Annotated in this window: 27 protein-coding genes and 1 pseudogene; 16 read left to right on the top strand and 12 right to left on the bottom strand. The window is 67.0% G+C overall.

What is annotated here, in order from left to right; genetic code table 11:
• Nucleotides 1-11 precede the first annotated feature (11 nt).
• From ACQ3HE_RS19275 to ACQ3HE_RS19265, 3 genes are read right to left on the bottom strand one after another with little or no spacing between them, the layout of a single operon-like run.
• Nucleotides 12-317 (bottom strand): hypothetical protein, encoded by a 306-nt coding sequence (locus ACQ3HE_RS19275; RefSeq protein WP_430894005.1) that lies wholly within the window; start codon nt 315-317, stop codon nt 12-14.
• A complete protein-coding gene (locus tag ACQ3HE_RS19270) occupies nt 314-985 on the bottom strand; it encodes a hypothetical protein (protein WP_430894003.1) in 672 nt (223 codons plus the stop codon). The genes ACQ3HE_RS19275 and ACQ3HE_RS19270 overlap by 4 nt, the downstream gene beginning before the upstream one ends.
• A 1-nt stretch (nt 986) precedes the next feature.
• A complete protein-coding gene (locus ACQ3HE_RS19265) occupies nt 987-2,159 on the bottom strand; it encodes a MinD/ParA family ATP-binding protein (RefSeq protein ID WP_430894001.1) in 1,173 nt (390 codons plus the stop codon).
• A 354-nt stretch (nt 2,160-2,513) separates the two neighbouring features.
• Here ACQ3HE_RS19265 and ACQ3HE_RS19260 point away from each other — a divergent pair, with 354 nt between their 5' ends.
• Together ACQ3HE_RS19260 and ACQ3HE_RS19255 are read left to right on the top strand one after the other, a co-directional pair.
• A complete protein-coding gene (locus ACQ3HE_RS19260; RefSeq protein WP_159880474.1) occupies nt 2,514-2,822 on the top strand; it encodes a helix-turn-helix domain-containing protein in 309 nt (102 codons plus the stop codon).
• Between the two features lie 69 nt (nt 2,823-2,891).
• Nucleotides 2,892-3,455, top strand: a complete 564-nt coding sequence (locus ACQ3HE_RS19255) for a phosphatase PAP2 family protein (protein ID WP_430893999.1) — start codon at nt 2,892-2,894, stop codon at nt 3,453-3,455.
• On the opposite strand, the gene ACQ3HE_RS19250 is transcribed toward ACQ3HE_RS19255, so the two are convergent.
• Entirely contained in the window at nt 3,384-4,127 is a 744-nt protein-coding gene (locus ACQ3HE_RS19250; RefSeq protein ID WP_430893997.1) for a hypothetical protein, read from the bottom strand. The genes ACQ3HE_RS19255 and ACQ3HE_RS19250 overlap by 72 nt on opposite strands.
• A gap of 276 nt (nt 4,128-4,403) precedes the next feature.
• Between ACQ3HE_RS19250 and ACQ3HE_RS19245 the strand changes: the two genes are divergently transcribed.
• From ACQ3HE_RS19245 to ACQ3HE_RS19205, 9 genes are all read left to right on the top strand, one after another.
• Nucleotides 4,404-4,655 (top strand): hypothetical protein, encoded by a 252-nt coding sequence (locus tag ACQ3HE_RS19245; RefSeq protein ID WP_159880480.1) that lies wholly within the window; start codon nt 4,404-4,406, stop codon nt 4,653-4,655.
• Nucleotides 4,656-4,886: 231 nt separating this feature from the next.
• Nucleotides 4,887-6,917 (top strand): hypothetical protein, encoded by a 2,031-nt coding sequence (locus tag ACQ3HE_RS19240; RefSeq protein WP_430893995.1) that lies wholly within the window; start codon nt 4,887-4,889, stop codon nt 6,915-6,917.
• A 105-nt stretch (nt 6,918-7,022) separates the two neighbouring features.
• Nucleotides 7,023-7,571 carry a hypothetical protein gene (locus ACQ3HE_RS19235; RefSeq protein WP_159880482.1) on the top strand — a complete coding sequence of 183 codons (549 nt, stop codon included), beginning with the start codon at nt 7,023-7,025 and terminating at the stop codon, nt 7,569-7,571.
• Nucleotides 7,572-7,901: 330 nt separating this feature from the next.
• On the top strand, nt 7,902-8,789 hold the full coding sequence (locus ACQ3HE_RS19230) for an ArdC-like ssDNA-binding domain-containing protein (RefSeq protein WP_430893993.1): 888 nt from the start codon (nt 7,902-7,904) through the stop codon (nt 8,787-8,789).
• 76 nt (nt 8,790-8,865) lie between these two features.
• On the top strand, nt 8,866-9,078 hold the full coding sequence (locus tag ACQ3HE_RS19225) for a hypothetical protein (RefSeq protein WP_430893991.1): 213 nt from the start codon (nt 8,866-8,868) through the stop codon (nt 9,076-9,078).
• Between the two features lie 86 nt (nt 9,079-9,164).
• Nucleotides 9,165-9,413 (top strand): glutaredoxin-like protein NrdH, encoded by a 249-nt coding sequence (gene nrdH, locus ACQ3HE_RS19220; RefSeq protein ID WP_430893989.1) that lies wholly within the window; start codon nt 9,165-9,167, stop codon nt 9,411-9,413.
• A gap of 54 nt (nt 9,414-9,467) precedes the next feature.
• A complete protein-coding gene (locus tag ACQ3HE_RS19215) occupies nt 9,468-9,908 on the top strand; it encodes a hypothetical protein (RefSeq protein ID WP_430893987.1) in 441 nt (146 codons plus the stop codon).
• 75 nt (nt 9,909-9,983) lie between these two features.
• Nucleotides 9,984-10,781 (top strand): ParA family protein, encoded by a 798-nt coding sequence (locus ACQ3HE_RS19210; protein ID WP_430893985.1) that lies wholly within the window; start codon nt 9,984-9,986, stop codon nt 10,779-10,781.
• Nucleotides 10,778-11,173: a ParB family protein gene (locus ACQ3HE_RS19205; RefSeq protein ID WP_430893983.1), complete on the top strand. Its 396-nt coding sequence runs from the start codon at nt 10,778-10,780 to the stop codon at nt 11,171-11,173. Before ACQ3HE_RS19210 ends, ACQ3HE_RS19205 begins: the two co-directional genes overlap by 4 nt.
• A gap of 12 nt (nt 11,174-11,185) precedes the next feature.
• Here ACQ3HE_RS19205 and ACQ3HE_RS19200 read toward each other — a convergent pair whose 3' ends face one another.
• The 7 genes from ACQ3HE_RS19200 to ACQ3HE_RS19170 all read right to left on the bottom strand — a co-directional run bounded on the left by ACQ3HE_RS19200 (nt 11,186) and on the right by ACQ3HE_RS19170 (nt 16,345).
• Nucleotides 11,186-11,758 (bottom strand): hypothetical protein, encoded by a 573-nt coding sequence (locus ACQ3HE_RS19200; RefSeq protein WP_430893981.1) that lies wholly within the window; start codon nt 11,756-11,758, stop codon nt 11,186-11,188.
• Entirely contained in the window at nt 11,755-12,372 is a 618-nt protein-coding gene (locus ACQ3HE_RS19195) for a recombinase family protein (RefSeq protein ID WP_430893979.1), read from the bottom strand. Before ACQ3HE_RS19195 ends, ACQ3HE_RS19200 begins: the two co-directional genes overlap by 4 nt.
• 130 nt (nt 12,373-12,502) lie before the next feature.
• A complete protein-coding gene (locus ACQ3HE_RS19190; RefSeq protein WP_055960810.1) occupies nt 12,503-13,315 on the bottom strand; it encodes an AAA family ATPase in 813 nt (270 codons plus the stop codon).
• A complete protein-coding gene (locus ACQ3HE_RS19185; RefSeq protein WP_071301383.1) occupies nt 13,312-14,715 on the bottom strand; it encodes a Mu transposase C-terminal domain-containing protein in 1,404 nt (467 codons plus the stop codon). The genes ACQ3HE_RS19190 and ACQ3HE_RS19185 overlap by 4 nt, the downstream gene beginning before the upstream one ends.
• Before the next feature lie 6 nt (nt 14,716-14,721).
• Nucleotides 14,722-15,324 (bottom strand): recombinase family protein, encoded by a 603-nt coding sequence (locus ACQ3HE_RS19180; protein WP_055960814.1) that lies wholly within the window; start codon nt 15,322-15,324, stop codon nt 14,722-14,724.
• Between the two features lie 140 nt (nt 15,325-15,464).
• A complete protein-coding gene (locus ACQ3HE_RS19175) occupies nt 15,465-16,037 on the bottom strand; it encodes a uracil-DNA glycosylase family protein (RefSeq protein ID WP_085514436.1) in 573 nt (190 codons plus the stop codon).
• The gene (locus ACQ3HE_RS19170) at nt 16,034-16,345 is read right to left on the bottom strand and encodes an SLAC1 family transporter (RefSeq protein ID WP_430893977.1); all 312 of its coding nucleotides are present in this window, start codon (nt 16,343-16,345) and stop codon (nt 16,034-16,036) included. Before ACQ3HE_RS19170 ends, ACQ3HE_RS19175 begins: the two co-directional genes overlap by 4 nt.
• Nucleotides 16,346-16,357: 12 nt before the next feature.
• Here ACQ3HE_RS19170 and ACQ3HE_RS19165 point away from each other — a divergent pair, with 12 nt between their 5' ends.
• From ACQ3HE_RS19165 to ACQ3HE_RS19145, 5 genes are all read left to right on the top strand, one after another.
• Nucleotides 16,358-16,555 (top strand): hypothetical protein, encoded by a 198-nt coding sequence (locus tag ACQ3HE_RS19165; protein ID WP_430893975.1) that lies wholly within the window; start codon nt 16,358-16,360, stop codon nt 16,553-16,555.
• Between the two features lie 903 nt (nt 16,556-17,458).
• Nucleotides 17,459-17,986, top strand: coding sequence for a COG4315 family predicted lipoprotein (locus ACQ3HE_RS19160; protein WP_303056898.1), 528 nt, complete (start codon nt 17,459-17,461; stop codon nt 17,984-17,986).
• Nucleotides 17,987-18,131: 145 nt separating this feature from the next.
• Complete coding sequence (locus ACQ3HE_RS19155; protein ID WP_194676206.1) at nt 18,132-18,641, top strand: sigma-70 family RNA polymerase sigma factor; 510 nt, start codon at nt 18,132-18,134, stop codon at nt 18,639-18,641.
• Nucleotides 18,638-19,348: an anti-sigma factor family protein gene (locus ACQ3HE_RS19150; protein WP_430893973.1), complete on the top strand. Its 711-nt coding sequence runs from the start codon at nt 18,638-18,640 to the stop codon at nt 19,346-19,348. The genes ACQ3HE_RS19155 and ACQ3HE_RS19150 overlap by 4 nt, the downstream gene beginning before the upstream one ends.
• Nucleotides 19,349-19,418: 70 nt before the next feature.
• Nucleotides 19,419-19,877, top strand: a complete 459-nt coding sequence (locus ACQ3HE_RS19145; RefSeq protein ID WP_219818178.1) for an OsmC family protein — start codon at nt 19,419-19,421, stop codon at nt 19,875-19,877.
• A 66-nt stretch (nt 19,878-19,943) separates the two neighbouring features.
• Here the strand turns inward: ACQ3HE_RS19145 and ACQ3HE_RS19140 are convergent.
• Nucleotides 19,944-20,123: pseudogene (locus tag ACQ3HE_RS19140) on the bottom strand (hypothetical protein); the annotation flags it as partial.

Here is a 20,123-nt window from a genome sequence, read left to right as displayed (position 1 = left end):
TCGGCGGTCCATCAGACACCCCCAGGGGTGCAGCCGGTCGGCGTGGAGAGGAAGATCGAGACGATGCCGGCCGCAGCGGAGACGACGATCAGGCCGCCGATGAACCAACCGAGCTTGCTGAGCATTTCGCCGCCGTCGCCGCGGCGGGCCGAGTAGAACATGCCGATGCCGATCATGATCAACGCGATGACGCCGAGGGAGACCGCGACGATCCTCATCCAGAACACCCCTGTGTCCAGAGCATTCTGCGCTGCTTCCGGCATGCAGTACGGGGCGGCGACAAACGAGGTCGATACCGCGTCGAGAACTTCAATCATGGTGTGTCCTTCCAGGTGCTGCGGATGCCCGCAGCGGTTTTCGCTGCGGCTTTTGCCACGGCTGGGGTGTGTGAAACGGTGAGCGTCCCGCGGAGCGCGGGAATCCACGGTGCGCGGACGATCGGAGCGACGCCGGAGAGCACCTTGATGCCGCGGCGCACGTCCGCAGGTAGGGCGCCGGGGGCGTCAGGGACCATGAGCACCGCACCGGCCCGGTGCGTGAGCTTCTTAGCCGCCTCGACGCCCTGCAAGGTGGTCCGAGCGACGACGAGCAGCCGGCCGCTGTAGCTGCCCGGGTCGGCCAGCTCGACACCATCGAGCAGTTCCGTCCAGGTGCTCACGCCGGAACCGTGGTGAGCGCCGAACAGGTGCCAACCCGGTTCGACCGCTCCCCCGTCGGTCGCCGGCCGCGCCTGCGCCGGCCGCAGCCAGTGCAGGATACGCGGGTCGGTGAGGGCGTTCGTCGTGACCGCTCCGTCCGCGCCCAGGGTGAGCGTGAAGGGCTCTTGACCGGTCGGGCGCACGTTGAGCTCGACGGCTGTTCCGCCGGCCGCCGGCACCGCCTCGAGTACGGTTCGGGCGGGGTGCTCGCCGGTCGGGACCTCGACGGTTCGACCGTCAACGGCCCACATCGGCCCGTTCAGCTGCGCGAGGGTGACTATCGACATGTCAGAGCCCATCGACGATCGCCGCCGTCGCTGCGAGGTACGCGCGCTGCGTGGCAGGTGCCAGGTTCTCGTAGACGATTTCGTCGCCCTCTGACAGCGCTTCGTCGTAGGGCACGTTCACGACGTCGCGGACGTAGTGACCGAAGTGCTCCGCGATGTATCCGCGTCGCTCGTCGCTTGCTTTGTCGCGGTTACTGCCCTTGCGTGCCGGCGCGGCCGGCTCTGTGAGGATCAGCACGCCGCGGGCGAGCTTGGACTCCAAGCCCTGCGCGATCAGAATGTCCACGGTCGCGGCGAGCTTCTTCGTGGAGTCGCGCTTGTTCAGCGCGACGAGCACGATTTCGTCAGCGATTTCCACCGCAGCCTGCCAGGTGCTCGCCGTGGCGGCGTTGCCGGTGTCCACGAGGATCAGGTGGTAGAACTGCCGCAGCATCCCGTGCAGCTGCACGAACGCGGCACCGTCGATCACTTCCTGGTTCGACGCCTCGTTCTGCGAGACGAGCGCGTGGAACCGGTTCTCACCCTGCGGCCGCATGTAGTTCGTCAGCTCGGGCGAGTTCGACGGGATCGCGAACCGGTCGATGTTGGCCAGGAGGTCCGTCGCGGTGTTGTCGTGCGACGCCGCCATGGACAGCTGCTCTAGGGTGCCCTGATTCTCGTTGTTGTCCCACGCCAGCACGTTCCCGCCGCGCACCCGGCCCAGCGTCGCGCCGACCAGGAACGTCGCCGTGGTCTTCGTCGCGCCGCCCTTCAGGTTCACGAACACGATCGTTTTGTGACCGGACAGTCCCCGCTGCGCGGCCGCGCGCCAGGCGCGTCGCTGCAACTCCGCGCAGCTCGGCGGCAGGCGGAACGCGTGACCGCTCATCTCGTTGACGACACCCCGCCACCCCTCTTCGGCCGGCCCGGGGGCGCGTTCGGCCCTGTGCGACCCGAAATCGGCCGCTGAAGGCTTCCGGCGCGTTTCTGGGGTATTGGTATCAACCTCGACCCGCACGGCCGGCACGGCGTGGCTGGTGGCCCTTGATTCGGCCGACGTCGCCCGCGGGCGCTCCCCCGTCGTCGTGGGTACTTCCTTCGATGCTTCGTCCGGGTGAGCGGCGACGGCGATCGTGCCCTCCGCGCTCACGGTGAACCAGGTCTCCCCGCCCTCACCAGAGCTGCGCACGAGCACAGGAGCGCCCTGCTCCCTCGCTGCTGCGGCGAACAGGGCAATAGCTGCGCCGTATGCACTGCCCCCGTCGGCTGCGTGTACCAGTTCCCCATCGACTCGGACTGTGCCGTCAGCTTCGCTGACAAAATCACGCCACACTGTGGCCCCCTCTAGTTCTGCGCTCGTTACCGCGGCCGGGTGGCCGGAACCAGGCGACCTGAGGGGCAATTAGTCCCCCAAACAACCGACACAACGGCGTCAAATCTGGATATGTACGTTCTAAACAGATTCAGACTATCAAATTTGAGGCTCAAACGAGGGAAATCACCGGTTTGCGCTGCGTAAGGGGAAGCTCCTTCCCTCTACGATTGACAGATGCCCGCATTTCCGAGCGAAACCTACTTACAGCGCGCCCTAGCGCTGGTGCTTCGCTCGCACACGGCCGCGGCTGACGTCACTCCGACCGTGCTCGCTCGACGGGTCGGTCTCAACCCGCAGACCGTCCTGCGGATCTTGCGAGGGCGACGCCCGGCGACGGTCTACGAGTTCCTCGCCCTGTGCAGCGGTCTGGATCTTCCGCACGAGGCGCTGCTCTCCGACGCGATCGAGCGCGCAGCAGTCGCGGAGGCTGACGACGTGTCGGACGCGCAGGAGATAGACGACCGGCTTCGCCGCAACCTCTAGAGCGGCTGGCACTACTGTCTTTGGGTGCAACCTTCTTCGAGCCCGCGCAGTAGCCTCCGTGTCGCCCAGGTGCTGTCAGAGATATTCGGGCCGGCACCCCTCCTAACGTTCGCCCTCGTCCAAGCTGGGGCGCAAACCGGGGCGCGCGGCATCTGGACCGCGCTGCTCGGATCGCTGTTGATCGCCGTACTGCCCTACGCCGCGCTCATTCTCCTCGCCCGTTCGGGCCGGGTGAGCGGGCGATTCGTCTCCGAACGACGCCAGCGCGGACCGATTCTGGCCTGCGTGCTGGTGTCAGTCATCGTCGGGGTATCGCTGCTGATCTGGCTCGGTGCCGGCGCTCAGCTCCTCGCAGTCGGGATCGCCTCGATACTCGGGCTCCTGGTTGTGACAGCCGTGAACCTCGTGTGGAAGCTCTCGATCCACGCAGCCATAGCCGCGTTCGTTGGCGTCCTGCAGTTCACCTATCTGCCGCCCCTCATCGCGGGCGTGTTGCTGCTCGTCCCAGTCGCAGTCGGCTGGGCCCGCGTCAGGGAGAGCGCACACACTCCCCTCCAGGTCCTAGCTGGGTACGGCAGCGGCGTTGCCGTCTTCCTCTGCTACCTGCCGATCCTGGCCCTGGTAACGAGCTAGCTCGAGCCCCACAGCCCCCGCGAGGAAGAACCCGACCGCGATCCACGTCGGAACGGTGTAGATCCCTCCGACGTCGACGCCCGGGACCAGTTCGAGCGCTTGGATCGGGAGCGTCAGCACCGTGATCGAGAACGCAGCGACCTGTAGTGCCGAAACGACGCGCAGCGACCGAGAACGCTTCTGATTCGCTACGGCGGCAGCCATCGGTGGAATGATCGCCAACGCGATGAAAGCCGGGTACACCCGGCCCATCGTGCCGTAAGCGGTGATCGTCCACTGGCGATCCACCGCGGACATGCCGGTCGCACTGTCCGACGTGTCGCTCAGGGCAAAGAACAGAATCGTGAGCCCGAGCACGAGAGCAAGAACCACCAGGCCCACCGGGCCCTTGATGAGCCGTCGAGCCCGCTCGCCAAGGTGGGCGTCAGCCAGGCCCAGACCGATGAAGAAGAACGCTGCGGTCAGCATCAAGTGCAAGATCAGGTTGGCGACGTTGTGGCCACCCAGCAGCCGGTCGATCACGAGGTATGGCTGTGGGATCGCGAGGCCGATCGAGAGCGTGAGCAAGAGCGTCGCGACGAACGCGTTCGTGCCCTCGCCTCGGAGCAGCCGAGGCAGCTTGGTCACGAGCACAACGCAGCCCACGGCGAACAGCGCAGTGATGATCGTCAATTGAGTGGCCTCCTAGTGGGTACCCACTAGTACACAACGGGTTCACCACCCCAGGCGGCCCTGCGGGGGTAATCACCTATCCCAATTTCTTGACTGACTGTCAGATTTGACTGTGACCGTCACTATTGACGTAGAGAATCCAGTATCGTGGCCCGCATGAATGGGACGATCGTGGCGACCGCTGACTCTGCCGGCCGCTCACACGTCCGCAACACGGAATCCGACACGCCGCGAGGGCGACTGTTAAGCGGTCCCTTAACGCGGGATCATGTGTCCATGACTCAGGGGACCAACGCAGGTGTGAAGCGTAACCGTCTCGCTACCGGCACGACGGCGAAGACTCGCAAGGTCTACCTCGACCCGACGACCGATGCGGAGCTGTCCGCCGTGTGCACAGCGTCCGGCAACGTCTCCCGCTCGCTCTACCTGGAGCAGCTGCTCGCCCTGGTCCGAGCTGAACACGGGAGCCTGCCCGTGTTCTCGCCCACGCTTGAAGTGACGGAGGCCACCGACTCAGCCGCCGCTTAAACGAAGAAGCCCGGTGCTTTCGCACCGGGCCCCTCAAAGATTCGTAGCTCAGAACCTGCACCGACCAAAGTTTCGGTTCGAGCTAATCCCCTAGAAACAGATCCGGATCCGCCCGGAGGCTTTTCCGTACCCACCCACTGGAGGTGATGGAGCCATAGTAACGCACGAGGACACGGTTGTGTCCGTCTTTCTGAACCCTGCGCCCGGCGTGTCCATCGCCAGGGTGCGCAAATGCTGAACCCGAGCACTCGCCACGGTGCCTCCGCCGAGTCGTGGACCCTCACCGGCGCTCTGAGCCCCCGGCCGACCGTCCGCGTGGCTGCCGTAGACGCCTACGGCGACGTCCTGAACACCTACACCGGCTGGCAGCGCATCACCGGGACCGAGCCCGTCCGCCCGTGGGCGGTCTACCTCGCCGGCCGCGATGGGCTGTTCCGTCTGCTCTGCTTCGACCTCGACGCCAAGACTCCCGGTGCGGCCGCCGCAGCTGCTCGCGACGCCGACGTGCTCGCCGGCCTCCTCGTCGACGTCGGCCTACAGCCCGTCGTCTGTGCCTCCGGCCCGTCCGGCGGCCGCCACGTCTGGGCCGCCTTGGCCGAAGGCGTCGACGAGCGCGCCGCGGCCGAGCTGGCTCGCTTCGCGAAGCACGTCTGCCCGACCCTCGACACGTCGCAGCTCAACAACGCGGCCACCGGATGCGTGCGGCCGCCAGGGGCGCCGCACCGTGCCGGTGGTCACTCCACCGTCCTCAGCGGCGAGCTGCGCACGCTCACTGAACCCACGGGCACCGTGGCGCAGGTTCGCGCCCTCACGCAGCGCCTCGCACGCCTCGTCGACGACGCCGAGCCCGCCCACACGATTGACCCCCACAAGCCCCTGCCACTCGACGATCACTCCCGGCTGTTCCTGCCCGGCCCGCGTCGTGAGCTCGCGGCCGTGAGCGCGGCCGCGCTGCGCGAGGATGCCGCCCACGGCGACGCCTCGGCAACCCTTTGGCGGGTACTCATCGGAGCCGCGGCCGCCAGGTGGCGGCACGCCGACGTCGCCGCCCTCGTCGACACCGCGCCGGGCCTGGAGCACGTACGCAGCTACCGCGACGGCGGCACCCGCCGCACACGCGGCCGCACTGACGCCGCCCGAGTACTGCGCCGGCAGTGGGACAAGGCCGTGAAGTTCGTGGCCACGACCGATCGACAGATCGGGGACGATCCCACATTCGACCGCCGGGCCGGCGCGATCGCCGCCCACGTACGCGAGCTGCAAGCCCGCGCCGACGCCTCAGCAGGCCGCTGGACCCGCGGAGGCGGCCCTGCCGATCGCCGCATCCTCGACGTCCTCTGCCTCATCACCCTGCAAGCCCTCAGCGCCGCTGTGGAGGCCGACACCCGCCGCCTGGCCCTGTTGGCCGGAGTAGGACGCGAGACGGCGCGCACGGCGCTCCTGCGTCTCTCCGATGACGGATGGATCGCCCACGTCCGCGCAGCCGATGGACCGCACGGCGCGCACTGGACGATCGACCCCGCGCAGGTTATCCCCAGCTTCCAGTCAGACGTCGGTCACAAGCGGACCCGCGCCCCGCAGGGGCCGGGGCCGCAAGATCAACTCTCCCCGACGACCACTGGTGCCGCCGAACGTACGGCCCTCCTTGCAACTCTCACTGACCGGACTACTGCCGCTGCACACGACCTCTTCACGCTGGGACGTCCTGCCCTTGGCCACCACGCCGGGAACACCTACGCCCGAACCAGTTCCGAACCTCAGACCCTCGATGACATCAGCCGTGCCACCGGAGCCAGCTTCACCCGAACCGCTCTCACCCTCGACCGGCTGACGTCGGCCGGCGTGCTCGTGCGAACCGCACAGGGCTGGCGCAGGACCGCCGTCGACCGGCGTCGAGCCGCTGCCGTCCGAGCCGGGGTCGACGGCAGCCTGGCCCAGCGAGCCGAGCGCTACAGCATCGAGCGCGAACTGTGGGCTTGGTGGCGTGCCGAGGACACCTGGATGCGCGCACCACGGCGCACCAGCTCGAAGCGTCGACCAGGCCGCGGACAGCTCGCCCTCGTGCCCGAGGACGGCACCAACGCCTACGGCCCGCACCCTCGCCGCGGCGACGGTCGGTTGGACTGGCGAGAAGCGCGCCGCGTCGTCCAGGACGAACGCGGAGGGGTCGCCCAGCGTGCTCCGGTGTTCGAGCGCACCGAGCCCCTCGACGCCACCGAGCAGATGCTCAGCGACCTACTCGGAGCCGTACGGATCGCCTGACGCAAAAAGATGCGCAAGATCCCTGACACCTTTTCGTGACCGAGCCCACTCATCAGGTCTCCCCGCCCCCAATCCGGTTCGATACAGTCAACCGAGGGGGCATAGATGACATCCCAGAGTTTCGACACGCTAGTGCGGGCGGTCACTGATGCGTCCGTGTCCAACGCCTGGGCCACGGCGGTCCAGGAATGGGAAGTCATTGAGGTCGAGGAAGACCCAGCCGGCCGGGGAGTCTGCGTCTGTGGTCAGCAGAATCTCGTCCAACTGTTCACGATCGAGAACGTCAACAACCAGGCAGTTCTCTACCCAATCGGCAGCACGTGCGTCAATCAGTTCGGCCGCAACGATCTGAATCGGCAGGTTGACCTTCTCGGCGACCTGTTGGCGCTGCGGAAGACCCTCCGCGACGGAAAGTCGATCGAACTCACCGCCGACCACTTCTCACGAGCGATGCTCGAGTACTTCTGGTTTCAGGACGTGTTCACTCCCGATCAATGGAACAACCACGACGGCGAAGGCGACTACGAGTTCCTGTTGAAGATGTTCAACAAGCGTGACAAGGACGCCATCAATCGCCGTCAGCAAGCCAAGATCTACATGCTCCTCACTCAGAAAGTCTTGCCGTTCGTGGCCTCTGACTCACGGATGAAGTAGTAGCGCCGGGGCGGCCGAGGGCCGTGCTCGACAGCCGCTGCGCGGCCGGCTCCTGTCGCGCCTGCGGCGCTCGTTCTTTTACCGTGAAGCCTTCGGCAGCATACGGTCGGCCAGGCTCCATGCAAGCGGCTACGCCGCCGGCTCCCCCGAGACTTTCCCGCCGCGTCGCTGCGCTCCTTATTTCGGCCAGAAACTCTCTCCTCCCCCGCCCTTCGGGTTGCACTCCACCAGGCGCTCCCTAGCGGCGGATAAACCGCCTTCACGGCAAAAAAACGTGGAGGGGGTCGGGATGTTGGCCCCAATAGTACTAATACCGTTGGAGGTAGTGAGATGGTCCGCAAGGTCAAGAACACCAAGAGCCCCGAAGAGCGTCGCGCCGAGGCCGAGGCGCTGCAAGCCACTATCGCGGAGCAGGTCGAGGAGCTGCGCGAGTCCGAGGTGTGGGCGCGGTTCCTGACGTTCGCCCAGTCGTTCCATCGCTACAGCCTGGGTAACCTCCTGCTGATCTTCGCCCAGTGCCCCGAAGCGTCATACGTCGCCGGATACCGGACATGGCAGCAGCTCAACCGCCAGGTGCGCAAGGGAGAGACGGGCATCCGCATTTTCGGCGGGCGTGACGTCCGCGAGACGGCCGAGAACGAGAAGACCGGCGAGGAGGAAGAACAGCGCCGCGTGCGATTCTTCCCGGTCTCCGTGTTCGAGCTGGGACAGACCGACCTGATCGACGAGGACGAAGGCGACCCGAGCAACATCGCCCAAACACTCACCGGAGACGATCCGGCAGGCATCTTCCACGCCGTGACGGACTACCTCACCGGCAAGGGCTGGACCGTCGACCGCGAGCCCATCGCCGGAGACGTCAACGGCTACACCGTCATGGACGGGACGCAGCGCGTCGTGGTCGACGCGGATCTCTCCCCCGCCCAGGCCGCCAAGACCGCGCTTCACGAGGCTGCCCACGTGTTGCTGCACTCCGACGATGAGCCCGGCGAGTACGTCGCGCACCGCGGCATCAAGGAGACAGAAGCCGAGAGCGTCGCCTACATCGTCGCTGGGATCCTCGGACTCGACACCAGCGACTACAGCGTGGGCTACGTCGCCGGGTGGAGTAACTGCGAAGCCGAGACCATTAAGGCGACCGCCGCGAACGTGCTCCGCACCGCGCACACCCTGGCCGACGCCCTCACCGAGACCGACGAAGACGACACCGCCGCTTAGCTCAATAGTACTATTACCGTTGCTTTCGAGCTGCGGTAATAGTACTATTAGGGGTAGACAAGGAAAGGGAACCACCGTGACGAACCGCACCGCCGAGACCGTGACTATTACCACCCGCCCGTGCATGTTCTGCCGCCGGACGACTGACGTCGAGCTGACGCCTGAGCAGGCCGCCGCCGTTGAGGCTCGCACGCCTATCCAGGACGTCCTGCCCGACGTCGCGCCAGCCACCCGCGAGCTGCTGATTTCAGGCACGCACCCGAGCTGCTGGGAAGAGGCGTTCGGATGATCGGGCAATGTCATGACGGTGGTAATAGTACTGATAGTACCAATAGTGCTGTGAATGTAGGGAAGGGTCAGGACACAATGGGCGACATGATCGACAAGGAGCTGGTGGTCTACTCGAAGACGAGGTGCGTGCAGTGCATGGCCACCTATCGAGCACTCGACAACGGCGGCATCCCCTATCGCATCGTCGATCTGAGCGAGAACCCGGCTGCCGTCGAGTACGTCAAGGAGCTGGGGTATCAACAAGCACCGATTGTCGTTGTCGACGACGATGACCACTGGTCCGGCTTTCGACCTGACCAGATCGAGCGCGTCGGCAAGCTCATCCAGACTTGACGCGACACAACGGTAATAGTACTATTAGTACTAACAGAGTCGAAGGGAATCAGCATGACAAACCACGAACCAACCCCCTATGACACCGGCGCTCGACTGGAACCGCTCGTCTGGGTTCGCGACGGAATCACCGGCAACGAAAGCCCACGCCCGGCCGCGGCCGACGACTACGGCCGTGTGGACTTCGAGGACGACTCCTCGTGCACGATCGCCACGGCGTACATAGCCCGCGAGGGGGAGTCTCACGTGCTGCACGTCGACAGTCTCAGCGACCCGCTCGCTGTCGCCACGGACCACGGCCGCGTGCTCGTGCTCGACGGGGACACCGTGGCGGGCCTGGAGGAGCTGCTGCGCCTGGCTGAGCGAGGCCGTGCCGACTTCAAGCACCAGGCGAGCTATGGCGACTACAGCGCCGAAGACCGAGCCGATGCAGACCGGCGTTGGGCCAGTGCCCGAGCAGTAGCCGAGATGTTGCACCCTCATCTGACAAAGTGACGCTAATAGTACTGTTAGGGTCGCTTGCAATACGCGACCCTAACGGTACTATTAACCCTATTGGAGGCAATACCCATGACCGCTCAGATTCGCGCCTACTGCAACCAGAAGGGCGGGGTTGGCAAGAGCACGACCGTGTTCCAGCACGCACGCCGCGCCGTGCTAGCTGGACGCCGCGTCCTCGCCATCGACCTTGACCCGCAGGGCAACCTCACCAGCAACGCCACCGCAGAGCCCGTAGAAGGGGATCAGGCAGGCCTCGCAGACGCGCTCAGTACTCGAGCCCCCGAAACTCTCCGCGACGTCATCGTGGCGGGCGTCTGGGACGGCCTCGACGTCGTACCCACGAGCGGCGTCACGCTCGGCGCAGTTCGCGACGAGCTCACGATCGCCGGAGCAGGTCGAGAGGTTCGTCTGCGCGAGGCTCTGGCCACCGTGGCGGACGACTACGACCTGATCCTGATCGACTGCGCCCCATCGCTCGACCAGCTCACCATCAACGCCCTGACGGCCGCTCAGGGCGTTGTCGTGGTCACGCACGCGAAGAAATGGAGCTTGGATGGACTGTCGCAGCTCCTCGACACCATCGAGAGCGTCAGGAGCTACTACAACCCCGCATTGCGTGTCGCCGGAATCGTCGTCAACCAGTACGAGGAACGCACCGTGGGCGCTCAGCAGTGGCTCAACGACCTCGAAGACGTAGCCGAGGCCCGCGACCTGCCCTTGCTCTCCCCGCCGATCCCGAAGCGCGTCGTAATCTCCGACGCCACCGAGGCCTCACGAGGCCTCGACGAGTGGGGGAGCGCCGAGGCAACCGCGCTCGGAACGCTCTACGCCGATCACCTCGCCAGCATCGAAGGAGAGCCCTCATGAACCGCCCAGCACCCCGCAAGTCCAGCCTGACCGGATCGAACCCCATCGCCCCGCCCGCAGCCGCTGCCACCGAACCGGCCGAGGTCGCTGCACCGCCGGCCCCCGTAGAGAAGGCGCAGAGCAAGCCTGCCTCGAAGCCTGCGGCAGCGACTGTCGAGGCGAAGAAGTACCGCCCCAAGGTGAGCTTCTACCAGGACCCTGCCGACACTGACCGCGTTCGCGGCGCGATCCTGCACACTCAGGTGCAGGAGGGTTCACGGTCGCTGTCGAAGTTCATCGACGATGCCGTGATGGAGAAGGTCGCCGCACTTGAAGCGAAGTACAACGGCGGACAGCCGTTCCCTGCCATTGGAGCGCGTGAGCTGCCCCAGGGGCGCCCCATGGGGGAGTAGTCGCGTCCGCGACTACAGCCTGCGGAATCGACGAACTCGCCCGTCCTCGAGAACTTGTCGGACGCGAGAACCCAGCTCCGCGCGCAGGTTCCGCTCGTCCTGCAGGACGGCCGCGAAGTCGTTCGGCACCGCGCGTTCCTGGCGTTCCCAGTATCGGAACTCTGAGTTCACGTACTCGTCCTCGATCCGATCGAGGGCGGTGATCCACCGTTTGTGCACCGGATCGATGTCACCCGATCCGTAGGCCGCGAGCAGAGCGGCAGCCTCCGCCAGCTCCTTCGCGGACAGAGCCCGAGCGGCCCGCTGGTGCGGAGCGTATGGATCGTCCGGCTCATGTGTCACGGGGTCCCGTCCCAAGTCGTTCTTCTGCCGAGCCTGGGTCAGGTTGAAGATCCGGTCCTGCACGCCCTGCCCGTTCATTTCGACGATGTGAAGCACGCGAACCAGGGCCTTTGCTCGCTCGCCTCCTCGCTGAGCATCCAGTGCAGTTCGTCGGTTCATTCGGGCTCCACTGAGTCCCACAACGAGAGCCGTCAGCGACGCGACGCTAGCGCCGACGATCGCCCCCGTGCCGGGGTCGATCATGAGTCGATCCGGGGGAGCGTTACCTGAGCGTCGACGTCGATCGGGTTCCGATCCAAGGCGCGGTAGACCGTTGCGCGTCCGATGCCGAACAGAGCGACCAGCTCGCTAACCGAGTGGTCCCCGGCGCGATGTAGGGCTACCAAGTGCCGCTCCTGCACGGGGGAAAGCTTCGGCTTGCGTCCCTTCAGCTTCCCCCGCGCCCTCGCCACGGCCATGCCTTCGCGGGTCCGCGCTCGAATCAGGTCTGACTCGAACTCGGCCACCATGCCGAGGACGTTGAACAGCAGCCGCCCGATTGGGTCCGTCGGATCGTAGATCGTCCCACCCAGGTTCAGTCGGACCTGACGTCTCGTCAGCTCCTCGGCAATATCGGTTGCGTCCCGCAGTGATCTTGCGAGGCGATCGAGCTTCGTGACGACGAGGGTGTCTCCCTCCCTGCACGCCGCCAGAGCTTCTCGGAGCCCTGGCCGTTCACGGTTGGTGCCGGTCATGCCCTTGTCGCTGTAGATCAGCCGCTCAGGTACGCCGAGCGCGAGCAATGCATCGTGCTGCGCCGTAAGGTCCTGAGCGTCGGTCGACACGCGCGCGTAGCCGATGAGAGTAGATGGAGCCATGCGTGCAGTCTCGCATGAGGTACCGTCACCGGAACTTATATCGGACCAGTTATCCGAGACGCGACGGCGACCGGGATTCCTGTGAGCAGCCTCGCTCTGTGTCGTCGTTTTCGCTGCGATCGGTGTCGGGTCAGGTGGTGCCGATGACGAGGGTGCTGCGGGCGGCCTCGACGACGTCGTTGGTGATGACGTCGAGCTCGTTGATCTTCAGGACGCGTTGGATCTGAGGGAGGAGGCGCTCAAGGAGCCGGAAGTTGCCGCGGGTGATGCGTTCGACGGCGGCGATGGCTTGCGCGTCGGTGAAGTCGTCGGGGTCGAGCGTCTTGCCGAGCTTGCGCCATTGACGTTCGAGGACGAAGAGCAGCTCGTCGTGGCCGAGCGGACGGTACTGGTGGGCGAAACCGAGGCGGCTGTAGAGCTGCGGGTAGTGGCTGAACTGCTTCTCGATGCCGGGCATGCCGATGAGGATCATCGCTATGCCGGTGCGGTCGTACTGGTCGCGGAGCCACTCGATCGCGTTGCCGGTGAGGCGTTCGGACTCGTCGATGATGATCAGCTCGAGCAGGGACGGGTTGGGGCCGTGTGCGTGGTCGAAGTGGCGACCCTGGAGCAGGAGGTGTTCCTCGATGCAGCGTTCGGTGCGGAGCATGTCGTGCCGGAGGTCGTCCTGCAGGGCGCGCATCGTGGCGGAGACCTCGGGCGTGTAGAAGACGGTGCGGGCTCGGTGGGCGGCGGCGTAGATCTTCGTGTCGTCTTCGCTGCGTGCGGCCCATCTGGCGATGAACGGGCCGATGCTGTCCCAGTGGGCGTAGCGGCGTGCGGAGAGGGTCTTGCCGACGCCAGCGGGGCCGAAGCAGACGCCGATGGTGTTCTGCTTCCGGACGGCGTCGGCGAACTCCGCGAACCGACGGTGTTCCTTCGTGATGATGAACTGGCTCGTCATGACCGGTCCTCCTCGTAGGTCATCAGTCGCGGTTGATCCGGTGCCGGTGCGGGTGCTGGTGGGGTGTGATCATCGGGTGTGGGGCGGACGATCGCGATGCGTTCGCGGATCTGCCCGCGCAGGGCTCTTCGTTGCGCGTTCCGGGCGGCCTGGATCTGCTTGAGACTGATGGTCTCGGTCTGATGCGCGGTACTGATCGCGGTGCACAGGAACGCGTCGCGGTGAAAGACACGGATCTCGGTGACGTCGCGGGGGTCGTACCGGACGCTGACGGTGCTGCCCACGAAGGGTGCGAGAGTGGTTGCGGTGTAGCGGAGCCCTTCGAAGTGGATGCCGTCTCGTTGCACGACACGCGTGGTCGGGACGGTGAGCAGGAACCCGTCGAGCTGCTCGAGGGAGTCCGGCATTCGTGGCAGCCACCCGTCTGCGATCCACGCTTCCAGTGGGCTCTTCCGGAGCTCGCGGTGGATGCGGGCGTTGTAGCGGCGGATGAACGTGTTGATGGCACTGTCGACACCGGCGAGATCCAGCGCCGGCGTCGGCGCCGGCGCCGAGGATCCGGGTGCGAGGTGGCCGGGGAGCGTTGGGAGCAGCTCGGTGTTGATGGTGCCGAAGAACCGCTCGATCTTCCCGCGGCCCTGGGGGCGAGCGACCTGCGAGTGGATGATGCGGAGGTGCAGCACGGCGGCGGTGTCGCCGATTCGGTGGCTGGTGAAGTCGGACCCGTGGTCTGTGTAGAGCACGTCTGGGATCCCGCAGACAGGCCAGTCCGGTTCCGGCTTGTGCCAGATCGCTTGCCGGAGCGCGAGCGCGGTGTTCGCGGCGGATGGGGCGCCGAGGAACACCATGTACCCGCAGACCGCGCGGGAGTAGTCGTCGAGGATCACCGTCAACCACGGCCGTTCGGGCTTGCCGTCGGGTCCGACGATGAGCAGATCGAGCATCGTGTGGTCCGCCTGCCAGATCGCGTTGGGGCGATCCGCACGACGTCGGAGCAGCAGTTCGTGCTTGTCCCGATATGACGCGGGCCCCTCAAGCGCGAGCGTCACCATCCCGGGATCAAGCCCGTTCACGATCGACCGCACAACGGAGTACGACGGCGCTGAGAGACCTCGTTTGGTGCAGTAATTGTCGACCTGGCGGTGAATCGTGGCGATCGAAGGTCGTGGCTTGGTGAGTGCGAGCCCCTCAATCAGGCGCACCAGTTCCGGTGCCGTCCGTCGGGCGCCGTGATCGGTGCGGGTGCCGTCGGCGAGAGCCGGGTATCCGCCGGTTCGGTAGCGGGCCAACCAGCGTTGCAGGGTGCGCTCAGCGACGCCCGTGGTGCGGGCCAGGGTGGCGAGCGGGATGGCGTCCTCGACGTGCAGTCGAAGGATGCCCCACCGCTCGCTCGCGTCCATAGCCAGCTACATCGTTGGGGAAGGCTTGGTTCGTCGCGCCGCGACGGGCTCGGCGTGCTTCGCGAGTGCACGGTAGATGGTGGTGCGGCTAACGCCGAGCACGTCGCCGATCTGCGCGACGGTCATGTCCTGCTGTTCGTAGAGCCGGCGTGCGGTGCGCACCTGGTCCGCGGAGAGCCGAGATGGTCGGCCGCCGGTGCGGCCGCGGGCTCGAGCGGCGGCGAGGCCGGCGTTGGTGCGTTCCTTGATGAGGTCCCGTTCGAACTCCGCCAACGCGGCGAAGACGTGGAACACGAGCCGGCCGCCGGGCGAGGTGGTGTCGATGGTCTCCTGCAGGGACCGGAACCCGATGCCGCGCTCGGCGAGAGCGTGCAGCTGATCGATGAGGTGCCGGATGGACCGGCCGAGCCGGTCGAGTCGCCAGACGACGAGAGTGTCGCCGGGGCGGAGCTGGTCGAGGAGCTTGTCGAGCTCGGGCCGGTGTTGGAGCGACCCGGACATGGTGTCGACGAACACGCGGTAGCAGCCAGCGGCGTTGAGCGCGTCGATCTGCAGCGACGCGTCCTGGTCTGTGGTGGACACGCGCGCATACCCGAGAAGGTGACCCATGAAGAGAACGTAGCGAAACTCGACCAGGAGGGGTAGTGGCGGCACGTAGATTCTGGGACTGGGTTCCGCTACAAGACACGGCGCCTCGCACCCGGACTGAGCGCCGGTACGGATAGTTGTAGCGGAATCGTTCGTATTTGTTACGTCTGCCGCGCTCGCGCGGCGAGCCGGAGTGCTTGCACGGAACGGAGGTGTTGTTCCGATCGGTGGCGGCCGTTGGCGGGAGACGGATGTGGTGCTGCGATGACCGGAAGGAGTCGGGGGTGCTCGTCCAGGGTGAAGTGTCGCATGACGCCGTCGAGGGCAACGGCCCCGTACGTGACGATCGCAGTGAGAGCGGGGAGGGCCGCGAGCAGTGTGGCGAGGGCATGCCGCCCCTCGTCGATGTCCGCGGGTCGCACGCGGTCGGGCAGTTCCCATGGGATGAGGTTCCAGCGGACGTACTGGCCGCGTGCGAGTCCGGACTCGATACGGGCTGCTCGGAACGCGGCCGCGGTCGGGCCCGGGTTGTCCTCGCTGCAGATCGCTGCGTGCGCTGCGGCGATGGTCTGGGGGCCGGGCGACTGCATCAGGACCAGGACACGGCTGAATCTGCCGCCGGATCGTGGGTCGAAGCTCGGGACGAACCGTCGGCTGCCGTCGGGCGCGGTCCGCCACGTCTCCGCGAGACCGTTCAGTGATCGAACGTCAGCGAGTTCCTCGGGGGTACTCATGCCGGCTGTGGCGGTGCCAGCAGGGTGCCACGGATGACGGATCCGTGAAAGGTGCGAAGGGCAACGGTGATCCATGCGGCGACGAGGCCGGCGTAGTAGATGACGGCGAGGACGGCAACGACGGTCAGGCCTGAGTGCAGGGCGAGCCCGTTCAGGCCGGTGACGCAGGTCCCGACGGGGAACGTGAAGGACCACCAAGTCAGGCTGAACGGCAAGTGTTCGCGGGCAGTGCGGATGGTGATCGCGAGGGCGATGACGGTCCACAGCAGCGCGAAGCCGAGCATCGCGAACCCGTACACCAGCGCCACGACCAGCAGGGCATGCGCGGTACTCGCATCGACAACGGTGCCGGTCGTGTGCTCCCGCACCCCGTCCAACTCGACCACGTACAAGGGCCGCTGGAACCCGCCCTCTGGGTGGCAGACATCGTCTGCGGCGCCATCGTGCAGGACCGCATCGGGAACCCCGGGCCGTTGGCCGCGCTGGGCGAGATCCAGATCATCGCCGTCGACGGCTGACCGGTTAAAGCGCAAAGCCCCGGGCCCTACTTCCAGCAGGAACTCCCGAGGCTCACTTTCATCCCCACCGCGATGGGGTGACTCCCCTAGTGTCTCACGCGTCGATGATCCGTCAACTACGGATCCACACCGGCACGTGTCCTCGCCAGCCCACCGTCGCCGTCTCGCAACCGTGCTCTGGTACCCGTACCGGCCACTCAGCTTGCGACACATGGTTGCGGGCCAGCGCACGCCGGCCGGCCCCTGCGTCAACGCAACGCCTGTCGAGACGTCTCGCAACCCATGACTTGGGACACATTGGAGGTCGGGCCGGCACCTTCCGCGCCAGAGTCAGGGCGGCCCACAACCTGGAGCGCAGCGACCGCGTGCCGAGCACCTCGGAGGAGCTGGCCGCGCAGCGGCTCGCGTGGACACCGGAGGCCCGTACGCTGCCGGAGGCTTCCAGGCACAATGCGCCCAGCGCGCACCACAACGCCGACCGAGGTCGGCGTCCATCTGCTCGTGGTGCCTGCCGCCGAGGCGGTGGGTCGGCCAGAGGACGAGCCTCTACTGGGAGGCTGTCTGCTCGCTAGCAGGTGCGCGCCGAGTGGCGTCCGTCTGGTGGCGATACAGCGATGCGGCGATCCCACCCGACGAGGTGGCCCGGATCCTCAGCAGTACGGCCGCGGGCGCCGTTACCTGGCGGTCTGCGTGCTCGTTCGCCTCGGTCTGCGCGGGGATGCCGGCGAGCAGCGCGCTGTCTCAGGCCCTCACGCGAAGGTACGCGCAACGGATCATCGCTCCCGCTGAAGCCGCCTGCCGCGCAGATGCTCTGCCAGCAATTTATCGCCTCGTTGAACGTTCGCGACTGCTGTGTCGTGTCCTCGGTGGGACCACCTCGGTCCCCGCACTACAGGAGGCATCATGCTCAAGCGAATCGCGACCACTGTGACGACTGCGGCGTTCGCCGCCGTCCTTCTCGCCGGATGCTCGACGGCGGCCGGCCCGGCTGACTCGTCGGAAGCGCCGGCCGACAGCCCCTCCGCTACCGCGACCCCCTCGGCTGAGACGGCGGCTCTCACGACGGCGTCCTCGCCGTTGGGCGAGATCATCACGGACGAGGCCGGTTACACCGTCTACACCTTCATGATGGACACGCAGGACTCGGGCAGCAGCAGCTGCTACGACGAGTGCGCCACGCTGTGGCCGGCGGTATCGGCGACCAGCACGTCCGCCGCGGACGGGATCACCGGAGAGGTCGGCTCGATCACGCGCACCGACGGGACGGCCCAGCTGACCGTCGACGGATGGCCGGTCTACCGCTTCGCGAAGGACACCGCGCCGGGCCAGGTCAACGGACAGGGCGTGAAGGACGCTTGGTACGTCCTCCTCCCTGACGGCACGATGAACAAGGAAGCCGCGGCCATGAGCACCGCCACCCCGGCGCCCTGATGCGACGGCGACCCGTCCCCGCGCGTAGCGAAGCGCCCAGACGGGTCGCCGGTCCTCGACAGGCAAGGACGGAAGGGATGACCGGCAGTGATCGCAGCAACCGGGATGAGGGGGCGCACCGTGGCGCTTCGAGGCGGTGAGTGCTGTGCCCCGCCCCGTCGATGAGCTCCTGGCGGCGTTGTACGAGAGTCACGGCCCGGCGTTGCGGCGATTCGTGCAGAACCTCACTCGGAACGCGGCGCTGACGGAGGACGTCGTGCAGGAGACGATGGTGCGGGCCTGGCAGCGCCCGCAGGTCCTCGAACGCGACGCCGACGCTGCTCGCGCGTGGTTGTTCACCGTCGCCCGCAACCTCGTCATCGACGACGCCCGCTCCGCTCGGAGCCGACGCGAGGTCCCGGCGGAGGACGACGACGGCGGCGGCGGCGTCCCCGATCGCACCGACGCCGTCCTGGACAGCATCCTGATCGCGGACGCTCTCGCATCGCTGTCGGTGGAGCATCGCCAGATCGTGGTGGACGCGTACTTCCTCGGGCACACCACCCCCGAGATCGCCCGCCGGCACTCCATTCCCGAGGGGACAGCGAGATCTAGATTGCACTACGGACTGCGCGGACTGCGACTGGCTCTGCAGGAAAGGGGCGTCACCCGATGAACGACCACCACGGAAGCTCCGCGACGGAGGACGAGTACCGCGACTGGGACGCGTCCTACGTCCTCGGCGCTCTCCCCGCGGATCAGCGACTCGAGTACGAGCAGCACCTCAGCGGCTGCGCGGCCTGCCGCGCAGCCGTGGCAGAGCTGGCAGGACTGCCCGGCATCGTCGGTCGCCTCTCCCTCGAGGACGCTCTCGCCATCACCGCACCGGACGACGGCGAGGACACGCCGCCGACCCTGGTGACCCTGCCCGGCATCGCCCACCGTGTCCGGACGCGCCGACGTCAGCGCCGGCTGGTGACGTCCCTCGCCGTCACAGCCGCCGTGACCGCCTCCGTCTTCGGAGGGATCGCGCTCGGCACGGGCATCGCGGACGCTCCCGTGGCGAGCGAGGCGACCCTGGAACCGATGGACCCGATCGCGGCCGATCCCGCTCTCGCCGCAGACATCCAGGTCGAGGGGAAGCCGTGGGGCACCCGGCTGGAGTGGACCTGCACCTACAGTGGTGACGCGCCCGCCGGCACCGAGTACGAACTCGTCATCACCCGCACAGACGGCAGCACGACCGCCGTCGCCACCTGGACGGCGGCCGGACAGCGCGCCATCGACCTCGCGGCATCCACGGGCATCGCCCGGTCGGAGATCACCGGGGTCGACATCAGGGTCCGCGGCACGGACTCCCCCCTCGTCCGCACCGACACCTGAGACACCGCCCACCCTCAGAAGACACCGACACTGCCCGCGCTGCCGCGCGGACATCGGACAGGAGCAGACCTTGCGCACCGAACCCACGCCGCTGCACATCACTCGCGAGGGCCCGAGGAGCTTCATCGGCCGCAACGCGCGAGGAGCCGAGGTCCGCATCGGCGGGTCGGACGCCGACGGCGTGTTCTCGCCCGGCGAGCTGCTGCACCTCGCCCTCGCCGCCTGCGGCATGCTCTCCTCGGACCACATCCTCGCCAGCCGGCTCGGAGCCGACTTCGAAGCGACCACCGACATCACCGCGACCAAGCCCGATGATGAGGACCGCTACGACTCGATCACCGCCGTGATCCGCGCCGACCTGTCGGCGCTCGATCCCGAGCGGATCGCCTCACTGTCCGAACGCACCCACCGGGCCATCGACCGCCAGTGCACCGTCGGCCACACGCTCCAGCACGGCGCGGCGTGCACCGTCGACGTCGTGGACGACCAGGCCGTTCCCATCAGCGGTCCGAGGACGGGGACCGTCTGAAATCAGCGCCTCATCGGTCACGACGACCGGTGCCGGCCGAGCCTCGGACGTCTGCCTCCAGTGCCGTCAATCTGCGACGCGCCGACCGGATCCGAGACGATCCGCGAGGCGCAGCGCGTTCACGGAGCGGAGGTGCTGGTCGGCGCGGTGCCGTCCGTTGGCCGGCGAGGGGTGCGGTGCCCCGAGGACGGGGATGACGCGGGCGTCATCGTGCAGGGTCAGATGGCGCATGACCCCGTCGAGCGC

It is taken from the genome of Plantibacter auratus (genome assembly GCF_050587365.1).
Taxonomy (GTDB): domain Bacteria; phylum Actinomycetota; class Actinomycetes; order Actinomycetales; family Microbacteriaceae; genus Plantibacter; species Plantibacter auratus.
This window is presented reverse-complemented; position numbering and strand designations above follow the sequence as displayed.

Bases quoted from the DNA above. Each gene is read 5' to 3' on its own strand.
- ACQ3HE_RS19275 (WP_430894005.1), bottom strand. From the start codon at position 317: ATGATTGAAGTTCTCGACGCGGTATCGACCTCGTTTGTCGCCGCCCCG.
- ACQ3HE_RS19270 (WP_430894003.1), bottom strand. From the start codon at position 985: ATGTCGATAGTCACCCTCGCGCAGCTGAACGGGCCGATGTGGGCCGTT.
- ACQ3HE_RS19260 (WP_159880474.1), top strand. From the start codon at position 2,514: ATGCCCGCATTTCCGAGCGAAACCTACTTACAGCGCGCCCTAGCGCTG.
- ACQ3HE_RS19245 (WP_159880480.1), top strand. From the start codon at position 4,404: ATGACTCAGGGGACCAACGCAGGTGTGAAGCGTAACCGTCTCGCTACC.
- ACQ3HE_RS19240 (WP_430893995.1), top strand. From the start codon at position 4,887: ATGCTGAACCCGAGCACTCGCCACGGTGCCTCCGCCGAGTCGTGGACC.
- ACQ3HE_RS19235 (WP_159880482.1), top strand. From the start codon at position 7,023: ATGACATCCCAGAGTTTCGACACGCTAGTGCGGGCGGTCACTGATGCG.
- ACQ3HE_RS19230 (WP_430893993.1), top strand. From the start codon at position 7,902: ATGGTCCGCAAGGTCAAGAACACCAAGAGCCCCGAAGAGCGTCGCGCC.
- nrdH (WP_430893989.1), top strand. From the start codon at position 9,165: ATGATCGACAAGGAGCTGGTGGTCTACTCGAAGACGAGGTGCGTGCAG.
- ACQ3HE_RS19215 (WP_430893987.1), top strand. From the start codon at position 9,468: ATGACAAACCACGAACCAACCCCCTATGACACCGGCGCTCGACTGGAA.
- ACQ3HE_RS19210 (WP_430893985.1), top strand. From the start codon at position 9,984: ATGACCGCTCAGATTCGCGCCTACTGCAACCAGAAGGGCGGGGTTGGC.
- ACQ3HE_RS19205 (WP_430893983.1), top strand. From the start codon at position 10,778: ATGAACCGCCCAGCACCCCGCAAGTCCAGCCTGACCGGATCGAACCCC.
- ACQ3HE_RS19200 (WP_430893981.1), bottom strand. From the start codon at position 11,758: ATGATCGACCCCGGCACGGGGGCGATCGTCGGCGCTAGCGTCGCGTCG.
- ACQ3HE_RS19195 (WP_430893979.1), bottom strand. From the start codon at position 12,372: ATGGCTCCATCTACTCTCATCGGCTACGCGCGCGTGTCGACCGACGCT.
- ACQ3HE_RS19190 (WP_055960810.1), bottom strand. From the start codon at position 13,315: ATGACGAGCCAGTTCATCATCACGAAGGAACACCGTCGGTTCGCGGAG.
- ACQ3HE_RS19185 (WP_071301383.1), bottom strand. From the start codon at position 14,715: ATGGACGCGAGCGAGCGGTGGGGCATCCTTCGACTGCACGTCGAGGAC.
- ACQ3HE_RS19180 (WP_055960814.1), bottom strand. From the start codon at position 15,324: ATGGGTCACCTTCTCGGGTATGCGCGCGTGTCCACCACAGACCAGGAC.
- ACQ3HE_RS19175 (WP_085514436.1), bottom strand. From the start codon at position 16,037: ATGAGTACCCCCGAGGAACTCGCTGACGTTCGATCACTGAACGGTCTC.
- ACQ3HE_RS19165 (WP_430893975.1), top strand. From the start codon at position 16,358: ATGCGCGGTACTCGCATCGACAACGGTGCCGGTCGTGTGCTCCCGCAC.
- ACQ3HE_RS19160 (WP_303056898.1), top strand. From the start codon at position 17,459: ATGCTCAAGCGAATCGCGACCACTGTGACGACTGCGGCGTTCGCCGCC.
- ACQ3HE_RS19150 (WP_430893973.1), top strand. From the start codon at position 18,638: ATGAACGACCACCACGGAAGCTCCGCGACGGAGGACGAGTACCGCGAC.